23 protein-coding genes are annotated in these 24,601 nt (G+C 33.9%); 19 read left to right on the top strand and 4 right to left on the bottom strand.

The window, feature by feature from the left end; genetic code table 11:
• The first annotated feature begins 83 nt into the window (after positions 1-83).
• The 7 genes from BCR23_RS00990 (at position 84) to BCR23_RS00960 (ending at position 8,386) form a co-directional block, all read left to right on the top strand.
• Positions 84-1,364: a UDP-N-acetylglucosamine 1-carboxyvinyltransferase gene (locus tag BCR23_RS00990; protein WP_069633638.1), complete on the top strand. Its 1,281-nt coding sequence runs from the start codon at positions 84-86 to the stop codon at positions 1,362-1,364.
• Entirely contained in the window at positions 1,361-2,653 is a 1,293-nt protein-coding gene (gene rho, locus BCR23_RS00985) for a transcription termination factor Rho (RefSeq protein WP_069633637.1), read from the top strand. Before BCR23_RS00990 ends, rho begins: the two co-directional genes overlap by 4 nt.
• Positions 2,654-2,751: 98 nt before the next feature.
• On the top strand, positions 2,752-3,021 hold the full coding sequence (locus BCR23_RS00980; protein WP_069633636.1) for a type B 50S ribosomal protein L31: 270 nt from the start codon (positions 2,752-2,754) through the stop codon (positions 3,019-3,021).
• Positions 3,022-3,269: 248 nt separating this feature from the next.
• Positions 3,270-4,325, top strand: a complete 1,056-nt coding sequence (locus tag BCR23_RS00975; RefSeq protein WP_069633635.1) for an aldose epimerase family protein — start codon at positions 3,270-3,272, stop codon at positions 4,323-4,325.
• Positions 4,326-4,651: 326 nt separating this feature from the next.
• Positions 4,652-5,251: an alpha/beta hydrolase gene (locus BCR23_RS00970; protein ID WP_069633634.1), complete on the top strand. Its 600-nt coding sequence runs from the start codon at positions 4,652-4,654 to the stop codon at positions 5,249-5,251.
• 95 nt (positions 5,252-5,346) lie between these two features.
• Positions 5,347-5,601, top strand: coding sequence for a YtxH domain-containing protein (locus tag BCR23_RS00965; RefSeq protein WP_069633633.1), 255 nt, complete (start codon positions 5,347-5,349; stop codon positions 5,599-5,601).
• Between the two features lie 370 nt (positions 5,602-5,971).
• Positions 5,972-8,386, top strand: coding sequence for a MucBP domain-containing protein (locus tag BCR23_RS00960; protein ID WP_069633632.1), 2,415 nt, complete (start codon positions 5,972-5,974; stop codon positions 8,384-8,386).
• A 182-nt stretch (positions 8,387-8,568) separates the two neighbouring features.
• On the opposite strand, the gene BCR23_RS00955 is transcribed toward BCR23_RS00960, so the two are convergent.
• A complete protein-coding gene (locus BCR23_RS00955; RefSeq protein ID WP_069633631.1) occupies positions 8,569-8,967 on the bottom strand; it encodes a VOC family protein in 399 nt (132 codons plus the stop codon).
• A gap of 181 nt (positions 8,968-9,148) precedes the next feature.
• On the opposite strand from BCR23_RS00955, the gene BCR23_RS00950 reads away from it, so the two are divergent.
• Positions 9,149-10,333, top strand: coding sequence for a glycoside hydrolase family 3 protein (locus BCR23_RS00950; RefSeq protein ID WP_069633630.1), 1,185 nt, complete (start codon positions 9,149-9,151; stop codon positions 10,331-10,333).
• Between the two features lie 56 nt (positions 10,334-10,389).
• On the opposite strand, the gene BCR23_RS00945 is transcribed toward BCR23_RS00950, so the two are convergent.
• The 3 genes from BCR23_RS00945 to BCR23_RS00935 all read right to left on the bottom strand — a co-directional run bounded on the left by BCR23_RS00945 (position 10,390) and on the right by BCR23_RS00935 (position 12,622).
• Positions 10,390-11,241, bottom strand: a complete 852-nt coding sequence (locus tag BCR23_RS00945; protein ID WP_069633629.1) for a MurR/RpiR family transcriptional regulator — start codon at positions 11,239-11,241, stop codon at positions 10,390-10,392.
• A 116-nt stretch (positions 11,242-11,357) separates the two neighbouring features.
• Complete coding sequence (locus BCR23_RS00940; RefSeq protein WP_069633628.1) at positions 11,358-12,197, bottom strand: Cof-type HAD-IIB family hydrolase; 840 nt, start codon at positions 12,195-12,197, stop codon at positions 11,358-11,360.
• Between the two features lie 35 nt (positions 12,198-12,232).
• Positions 12,233-12,622 carry a VOC family protein gene (locus BCR23_RS00935; RefSeq protein WP_069633627.1) on the bottom strand — a complete coding sequence of 130 codons (390 nt, stop codon included), beginning with the start codon at positions 12,620-12,622 and terminating at the stop codon, positions 12,233-12,235.
• A gap of 500 nt (positions 12,623-13,122) precedes the next feature.
• Here BCR23_RS00935 and BCR23_RS00930 point away from each other — a divergent pair, with 500 nt between their 5' ends.
• From BCR23_RS00930 to BCR23_RS00880, 11 genes are all read left to right on the top strand, one after another.
• The gene (locus BCR23_RS00930; RefSeq protein WP_069633626.1) at positions 13,123-14,622 is read left to right on the top strand and encodes an Lsa family ABC-F type ribosomal protection protein; all 1,500 of its coding nucleotides are present in this window, start codon (positions 13,123-13,125) and stop codon (positions 14,620-14,622) included.
• A gap of 363 nt (positions 14,623-14,985) precedes the next feature.
• Positions 14,986-15,687 carry a DUF969 domain-containing protein gene (locus BCR23_RS00925; RefSeq protein WP_069633625.1) on the top strand — a complete coding sequence of 234 codons (702 nt, stop codon included), beginning with the start codon at positions 14,986-14,988 and terminating at the stop codon, positions 15,685-15,687.
• Positions 15,684-16,628, top strand: a complete 945-nt coding sequence (locus BCR23_RS00920; protein ID WP_069633624.1) for a DUF979 domain-containing protein — start codon at positions 15,684-15,686, stop codon at positions 16,626-16,628. Before BCR23_RS00925 ends, BCR23_RS00920 begins: the two co-directional genes overlap by 4 nt.
• A 141-nt stretch (positions 16,629-16,769) precedes the next feature.
• A complete protein-coding gene (gene pcp / locus BCR23_RS00915; protein ID WP_069633623.1) occupies positions 16,770-17,414 on the top strand; it encodes a pyroglutamyl-peptidase I in 645 nt (214 codons plus the stop codon).
• 308 nt (positions 17,415-17,722) lie between these two features.
• Positions 17,723-18,895 carry a hypothetical protein gene (locus BCR23_RS00910; protein WP_069633622.1) on the top strand — a complete coding sequence of 391 codons (1,173 nt, stop codon included), beginning with the start codon at positions 17,723-17,725 and terminating at the stop codon, positions 18,893-18,895.
• Positions 18,892-19,509 carry an MptD family putative ECF transporter S component gene (locus tag BCR23_RS00905; protein ID WP_069633621.1) on the top strand — a complete coding sequence of 206 codons (618 nt, stop codon included), beginning with the start codon at positions 18,892-18,894 and terminating at the stop codon, positions 19,507-19,509. The genes BCR23_RS00910 and BCR23_RS00905 overlap by 4 nt, the downstream gene beginning before the upstream one ends.
• Positions 19,484-20,179 (top strand): energy-coupling factor transporter transmembrane component T, encoded by a 696-nt coding sequence (locus BCR23_RS00900; protein ID WP_069633620.1) that lies wholly within the window; start codon positions 19,484-19,486, stop codon positions 20,177-20,179. Before BCR23_RS00905 ends, BCR23_RS00900 begins: the two co-directional genes overlap by 26 nt.
• Entirely contained in the window at positions 20,179-21,606 is a 1,428-nt protein-coding gene (locus BCR23_RS00895; protein WP_069633619.1) for an ABC transporter ATP-binding protein, read from the top strand. The genes BCR23_RS00900 and BCR23_RS00895 overlap by 1 nt, the downstream gene beginning before the upstream one ends.
• Before the next feature lie 14 nt (positions 21,607-21,620).
• Positions 21,621-21,956 carry an antibiotic biosynthesis monooxygenase gene (locus tag BCR23_RS00890; protein ID WP_069633618.1) on the top strand — a complete coding sequence of 112 codons (336 nt, stop codon included), beginning with the start codon at positions 21,621-21,623 and terminating at the stop codon, positions 21,954-21,956.
• Positions 21,957-22,537: 581 nt separating this feature from the next.
• Positions 22,538-23,539, top strand: coding sequence for a tyrosine-type recombinase/integrase (locus tag BCR23_RS00885; RefSeq protein WP_240482510.1), 1,002 nt, complete (start codon positions 22,538-22,540; stop codon positions 23,537-23,539).
• Between the two features lie 302 nt (positions 23,540-23,841).
• On the top strand, positions 23,842-24,555 hold the full coding sequence (locus BCR23_RS00880; RefSeq protein ID WP_069633617.1) for a winged helix-turn-helix domain-containing protein: 714 nt from the start codon (positions 23,842-23,844) through the stop codon (positions 24,553-24,555).
• Positions 24,556-24,601 lie beyond the last annotated feature (46 nt).

Genomic DNA, 24,601 nt, shown 5'->3' with positions numbered 1-24,601 from the left:
TTATTCTTTAATGTGTTAGAATAGTTTGGGTATATTATAAAAAAATAAAACTATTGTTTTACATAGATAGGTGAGAATAAAAAATGAAAAAAATCGTAATCAACGGCAATCGTCCATTAACTGGAGAAGTATCTATCAGCGGAGCAAAAAACAGTGCAGTGGCATTGATACCAGCAGCTATCTTAGCTGATTCACCAGTAACTCTAGATGGTGTACCAGATATTCAAGATGTCCACTCATTAATTGAAATTCTAGAAATCATGGGTGCTAAAACTACATTTAGTGATAATACACTTGTTATCGATCCAACAGAGATTGTTTCAGTTCCAATGCCAAAAGGCAAGATCAATAGTCTTCGTGCGTCTTATTATTTTATGGGTTCATTGTTGGGTAAGTTTGGTGAGGGAGTTGTCGGTTTACCTGGTGGCTGTTATCTAGGACCTCGTCCTATTGATCTTCATATCAAGGGATTCGAAGCACTTGGTGCCAATGTAACGAATGAACATGGCGCAATGTATTTAAGAACAGATGATGGACTTCGCGGCACTAGAATATTTATGGACATGGTATCAATTGGCGCGACGATTAATGTAATGTTGGCTGCGGTCAAAGCAGAAGGAAAGACAATCATTGAAAATGCTGCTCGTGAACCAGAAATTATTGATGTTGCGACTTTATTGAATAATATGGGTGCAAATATTCGTGGTGCGGGAACGGACATTATTCGAATCGAAGGTGTTGAAAAATTACATGGTTGTCGTCATTCGATTATTCCTGATCGAATTGAGGCAGGTACCTATTTAGCTTTAGCTGCAGCGATGGGGGAAGGCGTAAAAGTACGCAATGTAATCTATGAACACCTAGAAAGCTTTATAGCAAAGTTACAAGAAATGGGTGTCAACATGACGATCGAAGAAGATATGATCGAAGTGCATCCTTCTCATGACTTAAAAATGACTACAGTTAAAACGTATCCATACCCAGGCTTTGCAACAGATTTACAACAGCCGATCACACCATTAATGTTAAAAGCCAAAGGAACAGGGGAAGTTATTGATAGTATCTACGCACAACGGACAAAGCATATCCCAGAATTAGTTCGTATGGGTGCGGATGCCTCGATTGAAGGAAATATGATCGTTATCAATGGACCAACACAATTACATGGTGCAGAAGTTGTTGCCTCTGATCTTAGAGCAGGTGCTTGTTTAGTCATTGCTGGATTAATGGCAACAGGTACAACTACTATATATAACGTAGAATACATTTTACGTGGATATGACCACATTATTGAAAAATTAACAGCACTTGGTGCAGATATTGAAATGATTGAGACAGAAGAAGAAATTGAGGTGGCTAAATGAGTGACTATTTAACGATGGCAGAGCTTGAAAATAGTACATTAAAAGATATTTATGCTTATGCAAAAGAGTTTAAAATTCCTTATTATAGCCAAATGAACAAAAAAGAATTATCGTTAGCAGTAATTAGAGCTCAAGCTGAGAAACAAGGATTCTTCTTAATGGAAGGGGTTCTAGATATTGTTTCTCAGGATGGCTACGGTTTTTTAAGGCCAATCAATTATGGACCAAGTGCAGAAGATATTTATATTTCATCTTCTCAAATTCGCCGTTTCGGTCTACGTAATGGTGATAAAGTTGCGGGGAAAGCTCGTCCTCCTAAAGAATCAGAGCGTTACTATGGTTTAATGCATGTTGAAAGTGTTAACGGAAAAGATCCGGAAGAAGCAAAACAACGTCCGCATTTCCCTGCACTGACACCACTTTACCCCGAAAGACAAATCAAATTAGAAACAACTTCAGGCCGATTATCTACACGGATGATTGATATTTTTTCACCAGTTGGATTTGGTCAACGTGGTTTAATCGTTGCCCCGCCAAAAGCAGGTAAGACAAGTGTCTTGAAAGAAATTGCTAATGGCATCACTGAGAATTTTCCAGATGTAGAATTGATTTTACTTTTGATTGATGAACGTCCAGAAGAAGTGACTGATTTAGAGCGCAGTGTTAAAGGAGACGTAGTTTCTTCAACATTCGATCAGCAACCGCAAAACCATACACGAGTTTCTGAGTTAGTCTTGGAACGTGCGATGCGTTTAGTGGAAGATAAACGAGATGTCGTTATTTTGATGGATAGTATTACTCGTTTAGCTCGTGCTTATAATTTAGTAATCCCTGCAAGCGGACGAACATTAAGCGGAGGGATTGATCCTGCAGCATTTTATAAACCAAAGCGTTTCTTTGGTGCTGCTAGAAATATTGAAGAAGGCGGAAGCTTGACGATACTTGCAACAGCTTTAGTGGATACGGGCAGCCGTATGGATGATGTGATTTTTGAAGAATTCAAAGGAACTGGAAATATGGAGATGCACTTGTCTCGTGACTTGGCAGATCGTCGTATTTTCCCTGCGATTGATATCAAGAAATCGGGTACTCGTAAAGAAGAGTTGCTGATGTCATCAGAACAATTGGAAGAAACATGGAAGTTGCGCAATCATATGACAGGGGATTCTTTGGAATATACAGAGCAGTTCATCAAATTTTTACGCAAAACTAAAAACAATCAAAATTTCTTTGAAGATTTCCATGATGTTTCATTTGGTAAACAAGCAAAAAGAAATATAAAAAGATAATTGCATCAATAAAAGAATCATGCTATTATAGTACTGTTGTATATCGACAAAATAACTCTGATACAGCAAATGTATCAGGGCAAAGGAGCGAAAAGACTATGAAACAAGATATCCATCCAGAATATCACCCAGTTATATTTATGGACTCAACAACAGGTTTTAAATTCTTATCAGGTTCTACTAAGCACTCTGAGGAAACTGTTGAGTGGGAAGACGGAAATACTTATCCAGTAATCCGTGTCGAAGTTACATCTGACTCTCATCCATTTTACACTGGACGTCAAAAATTTACACAAGCAGACGGACGTGTGGACCGTTTCAACAAAAAGTATGGTATCAAAGATGCCAACGCAAATCCAGACGCATAATTCAAACAGCAATGTTTATAAGACCTTTCTCGAGTATGAGAGAGGTCTTATTTTGTTACAAATAAAAGAATTTTTGTATAATTTTATCCCTTTTCTTTTTTAAAGTGCAAGTTGACAAGGATATTGTAAAATCAAACAAAAATAGTTGAAAGTGCCAATTAGAAGAAAATATAGAAAAAAACATGCTAAAATGATAATGAGTGTTCCTTTTTATTAAGGAAGCAGAATGAATAAGGAGTGGAGAGCTAATGAAAGTTACAGAGAAAAAATTTGGAGAGCATGCATTTTTGTATTCGCTTACTAATAATAATGGTGTTACTCTAGAAGCGACAAACTTAGGTGCTCGGATTGTTAACTTATATGTACCAACAGCTGTTGGTAGAAAAAATATTGTTTTAGGATTTGATTCTGAAAAAGAATATGTTGAAAAAGATTTATACTTTGGCGCAACGATTGGGCGAGTTGCAGGCAGAATTAAAAATGGACAGTTTTCAATTGATAAAAAAAATTACCAAGTTTTTGTTGACCCAAACACTCATCATTGCCTCCATGGTGGACCTCATAGTTTTGAAGAAAAAATATGGGAGACAGCAATCAAAGAAAATGATGAAGAACTTTCAGTTGTTTTTACGCATACTAGTCCAGCTAATGAAAATGGTTTTCCAGGAACAATAACAGTGAGTGTTACGTATTCCTTAAGTAACCAAAATGAATGGAAAATAACCTATCAGGCTAGCACTAATGAGAGTACACTCTTCAATCCAACGAATCATGTTTATTTTAATCTGACTGGAGATCCGACCAAAACGGTTGCCGATCATCAATTACTGATAGACGCTGATAAATTTGTTGTTGTCGACAGTGACACTAATGCAACAGGAGAGAAAAGGTCAGTTGCAAATACACCTTTTGATTTTAGAACGATTAAAAAGGTCAATGAAGTATTTCAAACAAACTATGAACAAAATGTATTAGTGGATGGATTAGATCATCCTTTTATACTCAATCATAAGACGAAGGAAACACCTCAAGCTGTATTGGTTTCACCAGAGTCAGACATTACTGTGAATGTATACACTGATAGGGACACTGTGGTTATTTTTACAGCTCAATTTGGTAATTCAGGTCCTGAAGTTCATGGAAACCAAGTCGTTCATCATGGGGGAATAACCTTTGAGACGCAAACAAGTCCAGGCGCTGTAGAATTTGAAGGATTTGGAGATATTATTTTACGCCCTGGAAAAGATTTTTATAGTCAGACAGTTTATGCCTTATTATTATCTGATGATGAAGCTTTGTTATGAATTTAAAAAATCGATCAATACTTATGAAAAAGAGAAACTGTAGAAAATTGTATCTTAGCACCAAGATTAGGATGAGTATGGTTGGTATCAAAGGCGTTAGCTTCGAGAAATAAGTTACTTTTGATTCACCGTTTATTTTGATATTAAGGGCCTGGAACATAACTCTTTGAGTTATACTTCAGACCCATTTTTTATACTTGAAAAATACTATCCTAAGTGACAAATAAACAGAAAGGTGTTATTATGATGTATAGAAGCTTACTAAAAGTAAGTATTTTAATTGTGATAACTATTATTATGAAAATAAAAAGAAATAGGTGAATGTGATGCATTACATTTTTGAAGAAGGAAAAGCTCAAGGAAAAAAATTATTATTACTTCACGGAACAGGGGGAGATGAAAACTCTCTATTGGAAATTGCTCAGTTGCTAGATCCAAATGCAACGATTCTTTCTATTCGTGGACGGATTCAAGAGGATGGCATGAATCGTTATTTTAAACGAAACGGTCTAAATCAATTTGATTTTGAGAGTTTAGAAGAAGAGACTGATCATCTTCTAACGGAAATTATTTCTATTAGCAAGGAAAAACAAATTGCTGTTGAAGACTGGGTAATTGTTGGTTATTCTAACGGAGCCAACATCGCTGCTCATGCAATGTTGGAAAGAGAGAGCCAGTTGCAAAAGGGGATTCTTTTTCATCCAATGTCACTTGGCGTAGATACTAAACAACATGCTCTTAGTCACCATAAAGTTTGGTTATCTTTTGGAATAAACGATCCTATTGTATCAAAAGACGCAGCAGATCAACTGATTTCTCAATTAGAAAATCGCGGCGCGAACGTTTCAGTTGAGAGAACTGTTTCTGGTCATCAAATAACTATAGATGAAGTGAATAGTGCTAAAAAATGGTTAATGGACGTTTGAATCAGTATATTAAGGAAAAAAGCGAAATATTTGTATAAGCTAAAAAAGGGTGTTATTGTAAATTTGTAACAAATATTATTAGGAGGGATTTTCACATGGCAGATTTAAATGAACGCGTAAATGATGCAAAAGACAAAGTTGAAGGTACGGCTAAAGAAGTTCAAGGTAAAGTAACAGATGATAAAGGCAAAGAGCTTGAAGGAAAAGTACAATCAGCATTTGGCGATGTAAAAGAAAAAGCTCGTGATGCCGGTGATGATATCAAAGAAGGCGCTGAAAAATTGGGCGACAAAATCAAAGAAGGTTTTGAAGATATCAAAGAAAAATTCCATAAACATGATAATAAGTAATTTTTGTTGAAAATTTAGAAAGTCCTTTTAATATTTATGGAAATAACAAATGAACGATAGACAACTCACTAGAGTTTCTATCGTTCATTTTTTTACATTTTAGTATCTTATTTATATAATTTTATTTTTTTTTTAGTTAAATAAAATAATCGTCATGATTATGTTTTGAAAATGAAATAACTGAATTGAAAAGATGAGCATTTTGGAAAGAAGGTTAAACTAATGAAACTACATTGTTTACTTGGAGGTGAATAATTTTCTTTTTTTTAGACGATCACTAAAAAAAATGGAAAAATAACAAGTGTAAATGAGATATAATAACTATTGTAAAAAAATATATATATAAATGTTGTTAAAAGGAAGGGTAAACATGAAAAAATGGACACACACATTATTAGTTTCTACGATGGTTTTAGGTACAGTACCGTACAGTGCTATAAATTCGTCGATTTCAGCAGAAGCGGTTGGTATAGAGAAAAGTGCTACAGCTGAAAAACAGGAAAAGATAACCGTGCACTCGGAGGTAGCCGAAAGCAATAGAGAAATGGGAGTAGAGCAAGTAGCAGAAAATCAATCAGATTCAGAGCAAGCGCTTTTAGAACCTGCAGCTCCAGAAGAAGAAATATTAGATCAATCACCAGAAGTATTGGAATCCCCAAGTGAGAAAACTGAAAATAGCAATCGAATCACACCGAGAAATATAGGAGATTTTACAATAACTGTGAATGGTGTCATTCTTCCTACTCAAGAGGAAAACTACCAATATACAAATGCTGCTACAATAGAATTTATACGCACAAATCCCAAAGATTTTTATAGTAAAGGTTATCAGTATGAGATTCTTTCAGCTGGTGGAGTACAAAGTGGAAATCAAGTAGACATGACAAGCTATTTAAATGGTCCAGAAGGAATTTACATGGTACGACTACAAGGGCTTGATGGTTTTGGCGGTTTTGATACTGGTTATTTCTTTAATAATATTCAACGAACTGTGTCATCGGTAGATATTGATGGTGTAGTTAATGAACCTGAATCAGTTGTTGAAAACCCATCATCAATCAAGGTGGGGAGAGATAAAAACGACACTTATGGTGAGTACAGTTTTGAGTGGATAATAACTGGGACAGATATTAATGGAAATAGCGTGACTATTACTGGAAGTAATCGTCAGCCAACACCAGAAGAAATCGCTAGTTTGGAACCAGGAGAGTATGTTATCACTAATACGGTAACAGAAGAGCTTCCAGAGGGGTACGTCAATAATACAACCATTACAGATACGACAACAGGAAAATTTAAAATCACAGGCGGAAAAGTCATTGTAGAACATATTTTAGTTGATTCATCTGGCAAAGATGTAAAAATTCATACTACAACTAACCAAAATGGTAAGATCGGTTCAAATTATGAAACAGCTCCAATTGATATTCCGGGTTACGAACTGATAAAAGAAACATTGCCAGATAACCAAAATGGACAATACGAAAAAACAGAACAGACGGTTAAATATTACTACAGAAAAATCAAAACTAATATAAATGTTGAATACGTAGATGAAAACGGGAACCCGTTAACTACAGGTGACAAAATTTTGGGTGAATATGAAGAAGAGTACTCTACAAAATCCAAAGATATTCCAGGGTATGATTTAGTCTCTAAACCGACAAATGCAGTTGGGAAGCACACTGACAAGGATCAAACCGTGAGTTATGTGTATAAAAAGAAAGCAACAAAAGTGAATGTGAACTATGTGGATGAAAAGGGTGTTTCTTTAGCTGACAGTGAGTTGATCAATGGTCTTTTTGACGATCCTTATAAAACAGCACCTAAAGAAATTCCAGGTTACACAGTGATCATTGTACCAACCAATGCTTCAGGCAAGCATGTGGTTGAAACAACAGAAGTAACCTATGTTTATTCAAAAATCAAAACCAACATCAATGTTGAATACGTAGATGAAAATGGTAATCCTATTGCAACCGGTGAGAAAGTTCCTGGCGAATACGGTAACGACTATAAAACAACTCCGAAAGAGATTCCAGGATATGATCTAGTAGTTGTACCGACAAATGCTGATGGAAAACATAATGATAAAGATCAAACAGTGAGATACGAATACAAAAAGAAAGCAACAAAAGTAACCGTTAATTATGTAGATGAAAAAGGCAAACCATTAGCTGACAGTGAGTTGATTAACGGACTTTTTAATGATCCTTATGAAACAAAATCGAAACAAATCCCAGGGTATATTTTAGTAGCAGTCCCAAATAATGCTTCAGGAAATCATGCCGTTGATCCAACTGATGTGACTTATGTGTACAAAAAAATCGAAGCCCCATTAGTGAACGACGTAATGGAAGGTGCCAAAGAAGTCTCAGGTACGGGAATGCCGAATTCAAAGGTTGTTATTACATTTCCAAATGGAGAGAAAGTAACTGTAGATGTCGATAAAGATGGAAAGTGGATTGCTGCTGTTCCAGAAGGTCTGGAATTAAAAGCAGGGGAAAAACTTCCAGCTGTCACTCTTGATCCATTAACTGGTGCTACTTCAGATTCAGGTGTTGGGAAGGTAATTCCTTTGTCGACAAAAGATTTGGAGAATAATGATACAACTTCAAAAGCAAACACTAAATCAAATTATTCTAATACTGGAGCAACACCTACAACTAAAAATAAGCTTCCAAATACAGGTGAGAGCAACAATGCTGAGGTAATAAGTATTGGTTTACTAAGCTTGATTTTAGCATTTTTCGGAAAGTTCTTTAAAAATAAATACTCTGAATAAAATAGTTTGTTGGGACGAAGATGTTTAACTCTAGAAATAATAATAAGCTGACTTCGTTTCACTATTTATTCAGAATTTAAGGGTCAGGGGCATAACTCTTCGAGTTATGTCCCTGACCCTTTTTTTGATTTAACTTTTTAGCTATAAACATCATTGATAAACCGTTACGTCTGGTTGGAGATTTACATATTCATCCAAGTAGGTTCTAATGAATTCCCATCTGGATCTTGAACTTCAAGACCGAACATTTGGTCTTCCGGCATGCCCATATCCACGCGATAAAAATCGCCGCCATTGGCTTTAGCAGTCTCTCCAAATTTCTTAACAGCATCGGCACTTTCCATGCTAAATGAAACCAAAACTCCGCTAGTAGTTTTCGTATCCGCAATTTTTTTATCATTAATAAATTTACTGTAAAAATCATGATTCAATAGCATAATCCAAAAATTATCATCCCAAACCATCGAACTTGATTCTTCACCAGAAAACTCTTCATTTTTAGTAAAACCCAACTTTTCATAGAACTCTGTAGAACGCTTTACGTCAGTAACTGGAAAATTTACAAAAACCATCGTTGACATATAAATCTAACCTTCTCTCTTTTTTTGTTTGTAACATCTAAAGCATCTCACGAGTCTATTTTTTTGTCAAAAGTAAATGCTTAATCAGGTGAAAAAAATTGACTGTTATACGTGATTCTAATTATAATGGAACTATAGTAGTACACCTTAGTAAGGAGGAAGAACAATCAATAATAAAACGATGATAACTAGTGCAGTGACCATTTTACTCTTCATTTTTGGTATTAGTTTTGGTGTAATGTGGCTAGTTAACAAAAATAATAGCACTGAGCTAGAAAAAAATACAAAAGCATCAAGCTCAGAAATAACGAAAGAAAATGAGACTGAAGAAAGCAATCAGCAAAGGCCTTTAAAGAATCCAGAACAGAAAATTAAAGATTTAATAGATTCAATGAGTCTGGAGGAAAAAGTCGGGCAGTTATTTCTTGCTCGAGTACCGATCGAAGAACAACAAGCAAATATACAGAACTATCATTTAGGCGGTTATCTTTTATTTGGGAGAGATATTGAAGAACAAACGCCGACTACTTTAAAGGACAAAATAGCTTCGTATCAAGCTGTAAGTAAGCTCCCTCTTTTTATTGCATCTGATGAAGAAGGCGGGACAGTTTCTCGTTTAAGTAATGGCAATGGTTTAGTAGCAGAAGCCTTTAAATCACCAATGGAGATTTATCAAGAAGCCGGATTGACAGGGATTCGTTCTGATATTCAAAAGAAGTCAAAAGTACTTCATTCCTATGGCATTCAAGGCGGTTTATTTCCTGATGCAGATGTTGCTACTGATCCAGAAGCTTTTATTTACGATCGAACATTAGGTTTAGATGCTGAAAAAACAAGTGAATATATCAAGGTAAGTGTGGAAGAATTAAAGAAACAAAAAATTGCTTCAACACTAAAACATTTCCCTGGCTATGGGAATAACCGTGATTCTCATGTAGAGATTGTTTATGATACTAGAAGCCTTGAAACTTTACGGAAGAGTGATTTTTTACCCTTTAAAGCAGGAATTTCAGCAGGTGCTGATAGTATAATGGTTTCTCATAATATTGTGACAAGTATTGATGATACAGCTCCTGCGTCAATTTCTCAGCCAGTTCATGACGTATTAAGGAAAGAGTTAGGGTTTCAAGGCGTTATTATGACAGATGATATGGATATGGCAGGACTAGCTGATTTTACATCCCAAGAAGAGGCAGGACTAGCTGCATTGCAAGCAGGAAATGATCTTATTTTATCTTCTTCTTTTCAAGATCAAATCCCATATGTTTTGCAAGGGATAGAGCAAGGTGCTTATTCTGAAGAGGCATTGAATCAATCTGTCTATCGTGTATTAAAAATGAAAAACGATTTAGGTTTACTAAAATGACAAAAAGGCCTATCAGTATGTTTTATATACTGATAGGCCTTTTATATTGTCCTAGGTCAAATTAAATTAGGATTCATTTTTTGATAATTTTCCAATTTATAAGCTAAATTTTTTTCATAGTCTTGATTAAAAAAGCTTAGATACAAACTATCAAAAATATACATTAAAGACAATCTTGTAGAAAAAGAAGAAATTTTATTGTAATGATTTTCAAGCGAAGAAAACAGAAAAACACCATCGAAAGTTTCATTTAGTAGAGGACTATTCTTAGATGTAATCAGTAAAATTTTACTTTTATTTTTCTTTAAAGTCTCTAGAATCTTCTTCACACTAGAACTACGACCTTCGTAAGAAACAACAATTGCCAAGTGTTCTGGCGTACTGTTAGCAGCAGAAAGATTTTGCATATAATCATCAATGGGTACATTGATTCGTTTACCGATTTCTTGCATTTGGAACTGGAAGTTCTGAGCAAAATAAATATTTGCAGATGCTGCATAAATATCAATAAATTCTGCTTTATTTAACAGCTCACCATTGAAAGACATCCGATCAAAATTGCTAGTATCAATGGTGGATTGAACAGTTTGATCATAAACTGTTTTTAATTTTCTAGTCATGGCATAGTGATTATCTTCAGCAGAAATTGGATAATCAATATTAATAATTTGTTCAGTCGTATGTTCATTCAAATAATTTACCAAAGACAACTTGAGCTCATTTAGACCATCGAGATCTAGTTTGTTAATCAGGCGGTAAATTGTTGAAATTGATACATAAGAATGTTCAGCCAATTCTTTTGGAGAAAAATGAATAACTTTTTCTGGGAAATCCAGAATATAAGTGACAAGAACTTCTTCGCTTGTTGTAAGTTTATCTAAGTTTTTTAATTTTAAAATTAAATTCATCGCATAAAACACCTTTCAGTCAGCTTCGTATAAGTGAATTATAACTGATTATTACGTATGATGTGACGAATATAGAAAAATAGATCAGGATTTTTAACCCTAATCTATTTTTTCTATTAAAGCAATTTGGCTAAAGCTTGAGCAATCCCGTCATCATTATTTGAAGCTGTAACTTTATTTGCAACATTTTTTAACTCATCTACAGCATTTCCCATGGCAATCCCGATTCCCGCATAATTGATTAAAGATACGTCATTATGTCCATCACCGAAAGAAACAATGTGTTCTCTTTGAATACCTAAAGGTTTCAGCGTCTTTTCTAAAGCATTAGCTTTGTCGATACCTTGATCAGTGAATTCAAAATACATTGGGGCAGAAAAGACACCACTGACTTTTTCTTTAAATGGTCCTAAAATATTTTGCCAGTTCTTTTGTAAGTAATCAGGATGACCAGCAACTAAAATTTTATGCAAAGGGAAATCGACGAATGCCGCCAAATCATTTTTTTCGCACAATTGGAAATTTCCGCCTCGAGATTCATATTCAATGATGTTTAAAGAGCCATGGGGCGCATCTAAGTTCACCATACAATCATAAACATTATTTACATACATATAATCTCCTTGAGCGATCATAGGTTTTACTTCAAATTGTTTAAGATGTTCTAAAATATCCTTGCTGTTTTCAATTGAAAGTGGCTGGCTGAATAGTACCTTTTGTGAGCCAACGTCCAGAACATGTGCTCCATTGTAAGAAACAATCAATCCGTTATATCGCTCCATTTCTAGCTCGTCAACATATTTTAGCATCCCAGTAGTTGGTCTACCAGATGCTAAAATAACTTTAATACCGCTTTTTTGAGCATTGATCAACGCTGCTTTCGTTTCTTTTGTCAGTTGTTTTTCATCATTCAAAAGTGTTCCATCTATATCTAAAACAATTGCTTTTATAGTCATTTCATATCCTCCGTATTTTATTTATTCGATCAAAACTAAATAGTTAATTCCAAACGATTTCCTTCTGGGTCAGCAATCACAGATTCATAATAACCATCACCTGTGATACGAGAAGGACTCAATAGATTATAACCTTCCAGTACTAGAATATTGGTGAGATTATCAACGCTTTCTTTACTGCCTAAAGCAATTGCTAAATGAGCAAAACCAAGAACCTCGTGATCAAAACTAGAACTTAGATGACTAACATCTTCACGCTGCATGATCTCAAGTCTTGCTCCATCGGAAAACGTTAAAAAGTAAGAACGAAAACCTGTTTTCTTATTGTGGTAAAGATCAGATGATTGAGCGTTGAAATAAGTTTCATAAAACGTACGCATTTTTTCTAAATCCTTGACCCATAAACCAATATGTTCAATTTTCATGATATGATCTCCCTTGCTATGAAATACATCGAATATTTACAATAAGCTGATGTTCATTCTTAATCTGTTTTCTACCTCGGTTTAATTATTTATAAATTTAGTATAAATCAAAGACTGTTCATAATGGGGGAAACATTAAATGTTGATAGAATATTATCAAAAATAAGTCAAAAGACACTATAAATATGAAAAATTATTTCCATATGCTATTCCCGTTGAAGGAGTAACGAAATTGACTGCTTGACAATGAGTAAATCATCATGATATAGTGAACCCAATAAAAACGAAGTGAGGGATCCGTGCGTTGAAAAATTAAGTCAATTTGTTGAAGCTGCATTCAGACTGTACCTTGATAAATCATTAAGGGAGCAGTGTGTAGATTTTCAGGATTGGCATGATTTTTCAGCGTTAGGGTCTTTTTGTGTACTCGTAGACGCATTGTCAATTCTGAAAAGAACCGAAGGAATAAATCCTTCCGCTTTTCATATTGAGGTGAGACTATGTCTAAAATTGAAATTAAAAATCTAACATTCGGCTATGATAATCAGGGAACTATATTATTCGATCAAGCAAGTTTAAACGTTGATACCCAATGGAAATTAGGCTTGATTGGCAGAAATGGTCGTGGAAAAACCACATTGTTAAAGATTTTACAGAACCAGTTGGCCTATAGTGGTCAAGTTCTTCAGCAATTGGAGTTTCTTTATTTTCCCCAACCAATCAAAGATAAAAAACAATTAACTTATTATGCGCTACAGGAAATAAGTAATTTTGAACAATGGGAAATTGAGCGTGAGCTAAATCTTCTGCAAGTGAATCCAGACATTTTGTGGCGTGCATTTGAAACACTTTCTGGTGGGGAGCAAACAAAGGCACTTTTATCATTACTATTCATTGAGGATCATTATTTTCCTCTGATTGATGAACCAACAAATCATTTGGATATTCTTGGAAGGAGACAGGTAGCAGATTATTTGAAAAAGAAACGTCAAGGATTTATTGTGGTCAGCCATGATCGTATATTCGTAGATGAGGTGGTAGATCATGTATTATCTATCGAAAAAAGCCAACTGGAGTTGTATCAAGGGGATTTTTCAGTCTATGAAGAACAAAAAAAAATCCGGGATGAGTTTGAGCTTGCTCAAAATGAAAAATTAAAAAAAGAAGTTAGCCGTTTGAAAAAAACAGCCGCTGAAAAAGCGGAATGGTCTCGTTCTAAGGAACAAGATAAATATGGAAAGGCTTCGGATAAAGGCAGCGGAGCTATTTTCGATACGGGTTTTATAGGTGCTCGGGCAGCTCGTACCATGAAACGTTCTAAAACGATCGTTAATCGGATGGAAGCACAATTAACAGAAAAAGAAAGCCTCTTAAAAGATGTTGAATACATTGATCCATTGACAATGAATTACCAACCAGGGCATCATAAACGATTGTTGACAGTTGAAAATCTAACTTTGAGTTATCAAGAAGAAAACTTATTTCAAAACATTTCCTTTGAGCTAAATCATGGACAAAGAGTTGCTTTAGCAGGCGCCAACGGTTCAGGGAAATCATCGATCATTCAATTTTTACTTAATCAATTTGATGGTGAAAGTAAAGGTGATTTATTTGGACCAGATAAATTAAAAATCAGTTGTGTTCGTCAGAATTATGAGGATAATCATGGTACATTGTTAGAGTTTTCGGAAGATCAAGGTTTGAATCACCAAGAGTTTCTGAATAATTTACACAAATTAGGAATAGAAAGAGAAGTCTTTCAAAATCGAATCGAGCAAATGAGTATGGGACAGCGTAAAAAGGTCGAATTGGCCAAGTCTTTAGCCCAACCAGCAGAACTATATGTTTGGGACGAACCATTAAATTATCTAGATGTTTTCAATCATGAACAATTGGAAAAATTGATTCTATCGGTTAAACCAACCATGCTTATCGTAGAACACGATCAAGCGTTTTTGGAGAAAATTGCAACTCAAGTAATTACGTTAACAAAAAAATAAAGAAGAGACTGTCAAACGATAGATTACATCGATCGTTTGGCAGTTTTTAATTATATTTGATAACGGATTGAGACAACTTGTTTTAGTGGTGTAATAACAACTTTAAGCTATTTAGACATAGCCCATTTGTTTGTATAAAAAATAGGTTTTATCTAAAAAAAGAAAAAAATTAAAAATTTGTGTATAATAAAGTGATCATTGTTTTAAACGTAATTTAATTAGTACTCGTCTAATCAACCGAATGGAATTAAAGTAGTGGTTTGATTAAATGTTGACAAGTATCCTTTTTGCTATAGTTAATTGTTATTCATTTATTATTTTTAAAACATGGTTCAGACAAAGATAAGGAAAGAAGTGTAAGCAGTGGAAAATATTCTCAGTTTATTAGGCGTGTTAATTGTTATCGTCGGTTTCGCAATGAAGTTAGACTCAATTTTGATTGTAATGATTGCCTTAGTTGTTACAGCTTTAGTTGGAGGAATTGGTTTAGAAGGAATGTTAGACATTCTAGGTACGAGCTTTGTAAGTAATAGGGGAATGGCTATTTTTGTCATTATTATGTTGGCAACCGGTACTTTAGAAAGAAACGGATTGAAAGAATCAGCGGCTTCTTTAATTCGTCATTTTAAAAAAGTTTCAGCAGGTGTAATCATCGATATTTATGGTGTTTTTCGGATGATTTTTGCAGCATTTAATGTAAGCTTTGGTGGTGTTGCAGGATTTGTTCGACCGATCATTTTACCAATGTCAATTGGTGCAGTAGAATCTAAAAATTTAGAATTAAATAAAGAATATGAAGAAGAATTAAAAGGGATGGCTTCAGCAATGGAAAATATTTGCTGGTTCTTTGGTCAAGTATTATTTATTGGCGGTTCAGGCGGTTTGTTAGTCCAATCAACTTTAAAAGAATTAGGTTATGAAGTTACTTTGGTACAATTAGCAGCAGTCGAAATCCCCGTGGCACTCGTTGCTCTAATTGTAGCTAGTATTTACTTCTATACAAAAGATCGTCATTTGATGAAGAAATATTACGGAGTTACTGAGAGTAAAGGAGATCAATCATGAGTTATTTTATGAATTCAGAAGTCTTACTTGGTGAAAAGTTATTGGAAGTCTTATATATTTTGATGGGCTTGATTTTAATTTATACGGGTATTAAGAACTTATTAGATAAAACAAATCAACATCGATATGGAACTGCTTATTTCTGGTGTGCGTTAGGAATTGTTATTGGTGGTGGACGTTTTATTCCATCAATGATCAGTGGGATTTTGATTTTTTCTATGACCCTTCCAGCTATTTTCAAAAAAGTAGGTAAAGGGAAAAGTAAGTTACCGTCTAAAGAGTATATGCAACAAATGTCAGATAAATTAGGAATGAAAATTTTTGTTCCAGCTTTAAGTATTGGGGTATTTGCTATTATTTTTGCATTGTTCACAAAACTAGGGGCACTAGTAGGTGTAGGGATTGGCGTTTTAGTAGCAATTTTGATCTTGATGTTCTATTCTAAAAATAATAAACCAACAACGTTTTTAGATGATGCAGCTGATATGCTTGGAACCGTTGGGCCATTGAGTATGTTGCCGATGCTTCTAGCGTCTCTTGGTGCGGTATTTACCAGTGCGGGAGTTGGAACCGTGATTTCATCTGCAGTAAGTACAGTCGTTCCAAAAGGCAATGTAACTATAGGTATTATTATTTATGCCTTGGGGATGATGGCATTTACAATTATTATGGGAAATGCTTTTGCGGCAATTACAGTGATGACTGTAGGAATTGGAGCGCCATTTGTCTTTGCATATGGGGCTAATCCAGCATTAATTGGTATGTTGGCTCTGACCTGTGGTTATTGTGGAACATTGTTAACACCTATGGCAGCGAACTTTAATGTTGTCCCAGTTGCAATGTTAGAGATGAAAGATAAATATGGCGTAATCAAGAATCAATGGTTCATTGCAATTTTTATGCTTGTATTCCAAATTGTCTATATGATATTATTCAAATAATTTCTCAGCCAGCTTTAAAGGGTAATCTCTTTGGAAAATCAAAAATGTAATGTAATTAAAAGTATTATCGTCATTTTTGCTTTTCTTCAATCAATAGTAAAAAAGCTCGTTCAGCTTTTAAATTTTAGGAGGCTATTTATAATGAAAGTTTTAGTAACAGGTTTTGATCCTTTTGGCGGTGACTCTGTTAATCCAGCGTATGAAGCGGTAAAGATGATTCCTGATGAAGTATCAGGAGCTAAGGTAATCAAACTAGAAATACCAACTGTTTTTAAAGAAAGCAGTGAGGTACTTGAAACTGCAATGAAAGAACATAATCCAGACATAGTAATTTGTGTAGGACAAGCAGGTGGACGCAGTGCGGTTTCGTTTGAGCGTGTTGCCATCAACTTAGCTGAAGCAAGAATTCCTGATAATAAAGGGAATCAACCAATCGGAGTAAAGTTAGAAGAAGATGGGGAAACAGCTTATTTTACGTCATTACCAATCAAAGCAATGATGAAAAATGTTCAAGAGAATGGAATGCCCGCGTATATTTCATATACAGCAGGTACATTTGTTTGTAACGATATTATGTATCGTCTGTTATATATGATAGATAAAAAGTATGCTGGTATTAAAGGTGGTTTTATTCATGTACCATTTGAACCAACGCAAGTAATTGATCGCCCTGTTGGAACACCATCAATGCCAATTCAAACGATTGCAGACTCATTGATTTATGCAATCGAAGCTGCTGTGACAACGGAAGAAGATATTGAAGAAAATACAGGAACAACTCACTAAAATAGATAGTAAGTAAAAAGATGTTTAAACTTGAGTAGTTAGTATGAGAACCGTACAATGCACTTTTTGCATTGTACGCTTTTTTTTGAAGTTCCAAAAAGTTCTAATTTTTATGGTGTTTATTCGGGGAAGGATAAGATTGTAAAATTTTCCCCATTCACTTATCTATCTGATATGAGATAAAGTAGGTAGTTGTATAATAGTTTTGTTATTAAATATGATTCAAAAGATAAAACAAATTAACTGATAATGATTCTCATTATCAGTTAATTGTGATATACTAATCAAATAAGAGGAGGGGTGTTTTAATGAATGAGTTAATAGTGGATAGATTTTCAATTAAATATGACACAAGAGAAACAGAACAATGTCCAGTGAGGATTAATGACTATATATATATTGAGAATAAAGATTTACCCTGTTATTTTATTGGTGAAACAACATTGACTTTTTTTGAATTTTACGAAGCAGATTGTTCTGGTTTGCAGGAGATCGACTACCGTTTGTCAGAAAAGTTTAAGCAAATCATTAGCAGATTTCCTCATACAAATCAGAAAAAGATTGTGTTAAATGATGAAGGCAGTTATAGTATCAAAAACGTACCTATTTATATCAAAGTAAAAGATTACATTTTAGCCTTAGCTCAACCAGGATCATATCCGAAGTGCAATAGTAAAATAATGAGCATTCAGTCGTTGACTCCTGTGTTTGAAGAAGAAGTATCAAATGTAATCAGTTATAAACGTAAGCGACTTTTTATAGATGGGACGTATGGAATTAGAGAATTACTTGAAGCTAATCAAGAAAAAAATGTTCAAATGATTCAAAATAAGTTAGAATATGTGAGTGAGATGTATTCCTTTGCTCATTATAGTTATGCGGCAATGGTTCAGTTTTCAACTGAGTATGATATTATGACTTATGATCAATTTCATGAAGCATACGGAAAATACATTTATAGTTTTACAATCACTAAAAATGGTGAAACGGTGCCGCTTTTGTGGCCAGATTATTTATATCACAAACCGGAAAATCATTTAGAGTTTGGTCTTTTAGCTAACACAGATCATAGTAGATATCGCCTGTTTGATCAATGGGAAAAAAATGATAAGGTAACAATCGATATTTTGGCAGATGGATTTGAGGATGTTCATTTTGAAACGAGATTAAAACAACCAATGATCTTTCCACCCAAGCTATCAAAATCAGAATATACCAAAGGTGAAACGATTACTTTGTCAATCGATCCAGGTGTAGTCCAAGAGTTAGCGCAACAAAAAGCTATTTTTGAATTGGTTAAATCAAAAAAGACCTCCTATGATGGCTATACCTTAGACTATGTTTTGGTAGAGGATCAACTATTACTGCCAAGTGCACAATTTGAGAAAACAGGACGCTATCAATTGAAGATCTTAAGTGAGGTATACGGACAGCTATTATTATTATTTTCAATAAAACAAGAGGAGTCAAGACAGGAATGAAAAAGTTAAAAATACAAGATTATATTTCAATTGGCATTTATACTGCAATCTATTTTTTAGTTGTAACGATTGCAATGGTTATTTTACGTTTCACCATTCCAGCATTTAATTCAGTTCTTATTCCAAGTGCTACAGCACTTTTTGCAGGAATTGTTTATTTATTGGTTATCCAGCGCATTCCTCGTTTCGGGGCAATTACCATTATGGGAAGTGTTATGGGGCTGTTTTTCTTAGTTTCCGGTCATTTTCCATTATCTTTTTTACCAAATATTCTGTGTGCAGTAGCGGCGGATTGGATTCAATACTATACAAAATTATCGGAAAAAATTCGAACAATGGTCAGTTATACAGTATTTAGCTTTGGCTTGATGGGACCAGTATTGCCATTGTGGTTTATGAAAAATGCTTATATCGATTCATTAATTGCTCGTGGAAAAGACGCAGTTTATATTGACAAAGTATTTGCACCAATTACGACAACGACATTTTATTTTTGTGTAGCTGCAGTAATTATATGTAGTATTTTAGGAATTTTGATCGGTCAAAAAATTTATGTGAAGCATTTCGATAAAGCTAAAGGGAAAAATTATGGAAAAAACATACGTAACGTTTGATCCAAGAAGTAAACTATGTACAATTTTATTCGCAAGTTTTTTGTTGATGTTTCCATTACCTTTTAAGGCAGAAATATTGTTTGTGACATTGCTTTATGTATTATTTATTTTAAATGGTAGCTTGAAAAAAGGGACGATCTTCTATGGTATCTTTTGGCTGCTTGTTTTAGGGGACTATTTGTTATTTCCTTATATAGATAATTCTTTTGCCGCATTTTTTGATTTTCTCTTTGTGGGGAACCGTAGAATGTTGCCCACCATTATGGCCGCGTTTTTTGCTATGAATCGGACGAAAATCAGCGAATGGATTGCTGCTTTGAAAAAATGTCGTGTTCCTTTAGGTTTAATTATTCCATTGACAGTATTGTTTCGATTCTTCCCTACACTTTTTCAAGATTTTAAAAGTATTCGCAATGCAATGAAATATCGGGGAATTGCTGTTTCAACAGTTGATTTGTTTTTACATCCATTTCAAACAATGGAGTATATTGTTGTTCCGATTTTAATGTCTGCTGAAAATACCTCGTTAGACCTATCTTCAGCGGCCTTAGTTCGTGGTTTAGCAAATCCTAAAGAACATACGAGTGTTTATGAGACTCGTTTAAAAATCCAAGACTATTTATTGATTGGTATTTTATTGCTTAGTGGTATTGTTGGGAGGTTTATTTAATGATTGATTTACAAGATGTAGCATTTTCTTATGAAGATCAAGAAAAAGTTATTCGACAAGTAGATTTAGAAGTCAAAACAGGAGAGTTTATTGTTTTGTGCGGTAAAAGCGGCTGTGGTAAATCAACTTTATTGAGAATCTTAAATGGCTTGATTCCTGAATTGTATACTGGTGAGTTGATGGGAAAAGGAACTGTTTTAGACCAAGAACTGTTAACAAAAGAGTTTAATGAATACGTTCGTGACATTGGGGTTGTATTTCAAAATCCTAAAACTCAGTTTTTTACGAGTGATGTCTATTCAGAACTGGCTTTCGCTCTGGAGAATTATGGTATACCTAGGGAGGAAATGATTGATAGAATCAATGAAATCACTCATTTATTTTCTTTAGAGGCATTTTTAGAACGAAGCATGTTTCATTTATCGGGGGGGCAAAAACAATTGATTGCCTTTGCCTCTGCTAGTATGTTGAAGCATCGGTTGTTTTTATTAGATGAACCTTCAAGTAATTTAGACGAATCTACCATTGAACAACTGAAATCTTACCTACAAGTACTAAAAGATCAAGGCATGACAATAATTGTTTCAGAGCATCGCTTGTATTATTTAAGTGAGCTTGCGGACAGATATTTAGTAATGGAAAATGGTACTATCATTGAAAATTATACAAATCAAGAAATGAAAGAACAAACACCAACACAAATTCAATCAATGGGTTTACGCTCACTTGAGCAAACAAATCTGAAAAGAGTAGAAAAGGAAGAAAATAGTTCAGGAGAAATTGTTATATCATGCGAAGATATTGATTTCCATTATCATAAACAACCTTCAGTGTTAAAGATTCCTTCGCTTACGTTAAATAGTAGCTTTATAACAGGGATTGTTGGTCATAATGGCGCAGGTAAATCAACTTTTTCAAAACTTTTATCTGGATTGATCAAACCAAGACAGGGGACTATAAGGCGAAACGAACAGATAATGAGACCAAAGCATTTGATTGAAGAAAGCTTTGTGGTTATGCAGGATGTTAATTTACAATTGTTTTTTGAAACGGTTGAAAAAGAAATAAGTTTGAATGCAAAAAATACCAAAGACTTTAATAAAATTGTTGAAATGCTTCATTTAGAGTCACTTTTGTGGAGGCATCCCCAAACTCTATCTGGTGGTGAAAAGCAGAGAGTAGCAATTGCAAGTGCATTACTATCAGGTAAAAAACTAATCATTTTTGATGAGCCTACCAGTGGATTAGACTTATTACATATGGAAGAAGTTAGTAATACCATCCGTTGGCTGCATCAAGAACAGATTTTAGTTTTAGTTATTACTCATGACAAAGAGTTTCTTACTAGAACTTGTCAGCGAGTTCTTCATTTTGATCAAGGTCAAATCATTCAAGATTATTTTATTGAAACAACTATGAAAGAATAATGGAGGGAATAAATATGTACATTGTAACGAATACGATTCAAACTGAAACCGCTCAATCACAAAAAATTATTCAACAGTTTACAGCTGGACATACAAAAGAAAGTATGGAATTAGTAGACGGATTTTTAAACTTTCAGCTCATGCATCGCACGTTGCCTGAGAATCCTGAAATTACAGAGTTGGTAGTTCTAAGTCGTTGGGTATCAAAAGAGCAACAAAAAAATTGGGTACAAAGCGCATCATTTAAGCAGATGCATCAAAGAAAACAAACAACAAATGATGATTCAAAGGAAAAGAAACGATCTGGAATTATTTCAAGCAAAATCGCTGAATACGAAGTTTTAACATAATGAATTAGAAAAGCCCCTGCTAGTTTCTGCTAGCAGGGGCTTTTTTTATGTAGTTCTTTATTTGAGGTGATGTGTAATTAATATGCTTATGAAGCCTCTCATTATGGAAAGTAGATTTTAAAAATTGTCAATTTCAGTCACTTTACAATTCAAAACATACCATAATAATTTTTCCTCATTGTTGTACAAAGAAGAAGAACAGCGGTATTTCCTATCTGTATTTCAGTTTAATTGGAAAATTATAAGAAGTCAACATGATTTTATTTCTATTTTTCTCATTCTTTTATCTAAAAACGAAAAAAAATGAGAAATTAATGCGAAATAGTTTTTTTCTAAACGAATTATATCTATTTTCACAGGGTTTTCTTTTTTTTGGATGCTTTTTATCAGCCGTCAAAATAATGGTCAAAATACTAAGCAAAGGACTGAGTAAAATAGCTAAAAAAGGCGAAAATATCTATAAAAGAAAAGATGGACGATGGGAGGGGCGCTATATAAAAGGAAGGAGCAAAACAGGATCAATAAAGTATGGTTATGTATATGCAAAAAAATATAAAGAGGTTAAAACAAAGTTAATTGTCATGAAAGCAGGTCTTATTGAAAAAGAGAATCAAAAATCTGAAGAAAAATTGTTGAAAGAGTGGTGTGATTTTTGGTTTGAATATGAAGTGAAGCCCGCCGTTAAAAGCTCTACGTATGCTCAATATCAGTGGCTATGTCTGGCTTACATATATCCTTTTTTTGAAAACTGCTACCTACATAATGTAACAAAGGATGATATTCAACGGTTTATAAATTCACTAGAAAAACAAAATTTAGCGTCTGGAACGATCAGAAATATCTTTACTTTATTGAAAAAAATTCTAATTTCAGCAAAAAATAATGATTTATTAAAGGGAAGCCCATATAAAAAGATTCGATTACCACATAAAAAAAAGAAAATGCTTTCGGCTTTATCCAGATCAGATCAACGTAAATTAGAAATAGTTGCTTTGAAGGAAAAAGGCTGTTCTCCAATTATTTTATCATTATATTTAGGTCTACGAATCGGTGAAGTCAGTGGTTTAAAATGGTCAGATATCGATTTTAAAAATGAAATTGTCTATATCAAACGGACAGTCTCTCGTGTAAAAACATCATTAAAAACTGAAAATAAAACAAATATAATCATAAGTTCTCCCAAAACAGAACAATCTTATCGTATCGTACCATTATCAAAAAAGATACTTTATTATCTAATTGAGAAGAAAAAAAATAGTGATAGCGAATATGTTGTTGCTTGTAGAAGTAATTTAGCAGAACCTAGAGTTATTCGTTATCGTTTCAAAAGCGCTGTAAAAAAAGCGGGTATTCCAGATGTACATTTTCATATTCTCAGGCATACGTTCGCAACGAGGTGTATTGAAATGGGGACAGATATCGCTAGTCTTAGTCGATTATTAGGGCATACTTCTGTTAAAATGACACTGGATATCTACACTGATTCAATGTTAGAAAGTCGTAAAAAAATAGTCCAACGACTGGATCAGTTAATGATTGATGAATCAATAGCAACAACTCCTGAGTACTTTCAAGATAGTTGATTCCCTTTTGTGATGCAGATAAAACAAAAACTTGAAACGTTAGTTAAAGCTAACATTTCAAGTTTTTTTATTTTTCACGCCGTCACTCCGCCGTCAACGTCTCTTAGAAAGATAATTGTGATAGTAGTTTCAGCTTCTTTTCTTCTTTGTACAACAATGAGGAAACTTTTTACCATATAACATCAAACTTTCGTTGATTATAACATAATAGAAAATTTAAAAAAATTATTATGATTTGTATATAAACACAAAAGAGTTATAACTGTCAATAAAATGAATAATTAGAAAAGGAAGGATTGTTAATGTATAACATAGGAGTTGCTTCATTTTTAGGAACACTTTCTAAAGAATATATGAAAAAAGTCAATGAAATTGGACAAGTACATTTAATTCATCAAGAAAATATTCAGTTAATGATCAAAGAAGTCGACTGCATTGTTATTCCTGATGACAGTGATGATGATAATAGAATGAGTGTGGTTTTGAAAGCAATCATTGAAATCAAAGCCCAAACAAATAAATTAGTTTGGGTGTTAACGAAAGAAACCAATAGTATCAAAAATTTAGTTTTTTTAAAACTAGGAGTGGATGGTGTTTTACCTATTAATGATTTTCCAGAAGAATTTTCATTAGTCATGGAGAATGCTTTACATCGTCAGAAAAATGGACTGAATCATGATACGCAAATGGGAAGTATCTCTTTAGAAGAGAGAATTTCGGATGAATTTCCATTGTTTGAACTTTTCCCTAGTAATTTAAGTGTCATTATCAATGGAGAAAAAGAAATATGTCTTACGCGTCTTGAATATAGAACATTAGAAATTTTATATAGGAACAGAAATCAAGCCGTTTCTTATAAAGAAATCTATGAGACCGTATGGAAAGATGATATTGGCAATAAACAGTATCGTGTTGCAAATTTGATTTTTCATCTAAGAAAAAAAGTGGAAAAAGATAAAGATAATCCGCAATTCATTAAGACAGTTCGTTCAATCGGCTATCGGCTTAGCCTCTAAAGCTATACAAAAATCTACTATTTAAATAAAGTGAATAAAAGAATGA

It is taken from the genome of Enterococcus quebecensis (assembly GCF_001730365.1).
Classification (GTDB): domain Bacteria; phylum Bacillota; class Bacilli; order Lactobacillales; family Enterococcaceae; genus Enterococcus_L; species Enterococcus_L quebecensis.
The sequence above is the reverse complement of the archived record's forward strand: the minus strand, read 5'-3'. Positions and strand labels throughout refer to the sequence as shown.

Bases quoted from the DNA above. Each gene is read 5' to 3' on its own strand.
- BCR23_RS00990 (WP_069633638.1), top strand. From the start codon at position 84: ATGAAAAAAATCGTAATCAACGGCAATCGTCCATTAACTGGAGAAGTA.
- rho (WP_069633637.1), top strand. From the start codon at position 1,361: ATGAGTGACTATTTAACGATGGCAGAGCTTGAAAATAGTACATTAAAA.
- BCR23_RS00980 (WP_069633636.1), top strand. From the start codon at position 2,752: ATGAAACAAGATATCCATCCAGAATATCACCCAGTTATATTTATGGAC.
- BCR23_RS00975 (WP_069633635.1), top strand. From the start codon at position 3,270: ATGAAAGTTACAGAGAAAAAATTTGGAGAGCATGCATTTTTGTATTCG.
- BCR23_RS00970 (WP_069633634.1), top strand. From the start codon at position 4,652: ATGCATTACATTTTTGAAGAAGGAAAAGCTCAAGGAAAAAAATTATTA.
- BCR23_RS00965 (WP_069633633.1), top strand. From the start codon at position 5,347: ATGGCAGATTTAAATGAACGCGTAAATGATGCAAAAGACAAAGTTGAA.
- BCR23_RS00960 (WP_069633632.1), top strand. From the start codon at position 5,972: ATGAAAAAATGGACACACACATTATTAGTTTCTACGATGGTTTTAGGT.
- BCR23_RS00955 (WP_069633631.1), bottom strand. From the start codon at position 8,967: ATGTCAACGATGGTTTTTGTAAATTTTCCAGTTACTGACGTAAAGCGT.
- BCR23_RS00950 (WP_069633630.1), top strand. From the start codon at position 9,149: ATGATAACTAGTGCAGTGACCATTTTACTCTTCATTTTTGGTATTAGT.
- BCR23_RS00945 (WP_069633629.1), bottom strand. From the start codon at position 11,241: ATGAATTTAATTTTAAAATTAAAAAACTTAGATAAACTTACAACAAGC.
- BCR23_RS00940 (WP_069633628.1), bottom strand. From the start codon at position 12,197: ATGACTATAAAAGCAATTGTTTTAGATATAGATGGAACACTTTTGAAT.
- BCR23_RS00935 (WP_069633627.1), bottom strand. From the start codon at position 12,622: ATGAAAATTGAACATATTGGTTTATGGGTCAAGGATTTAGAAAAAATG.
- BCR23_RS00930 (WP_069633626.1), top strand. From the start codon at position 13,123: ATGTCTAAAATTGAAATTAAAAATCTAACATTCGGCTATGATAATCAG.
- BCR23_RS00920 (WP_069633624.1), top strand. From the start codon at position 15,684: ATGAGTTATTTTATGAATTCAGAAGTCTTACTTGGTGAAAAGTTATTG.
- pcp (WP_069633623.1), top strand. From the start codon at position 16,770: ATGAAAGTTTTAGTAACAGGTTTTGATCCTTTTGGCGGTGACTCTGTT.
- BCR23_RS00910 (WP_069633622.1), top strand. From the start codon at position 17,723: ATGAATGAGTTAATAGTGGATAGATTTTCAATTAAATATGACACAAGA.
- BCR23_RS00905 (WP_069633621.1), top strand. From the start codon at position 18,892: ATGAAAAAGTTAAAAATACAAGATTATATTTCAATTGGCATTTATACT.
- BCR23_RS00900 (WP_069633620.1), top strand. From the start codon at position 19,484: ATGGAAAAAACATACGTAACGTTTGATCCAAGAAGTAAACTATGTACA.
- BCR23_RS00895 (WP_069633619.1), top strand. From the start codon at position 20,179: ATGATTGATTTACAAGATGTAGCATTTTCTTATGAAGATCAAGAAAAA.
- BCR23_RS00890 (WP_069633618.1), top strand. From the start codon at position 21,621: ATGTACATTGTAACGAATACGATTCAAACTGAAACCGCTCAATCACAA.
- BCR23_RS00885 (WP_240482510.1), top strand. From the start codon at position 22,538: ATGAAAGCAGGTCTTATTGAAAAAGAGAATCAAAAATCTGAAGAAAAA.
- BCR23_RS00880 (WP_069633617.1), top strand. From the start codon at position 23,842: ATGTATAACATAGGAGTTGCTTCATTTTTAGGAACACTTTCTAAAGAA.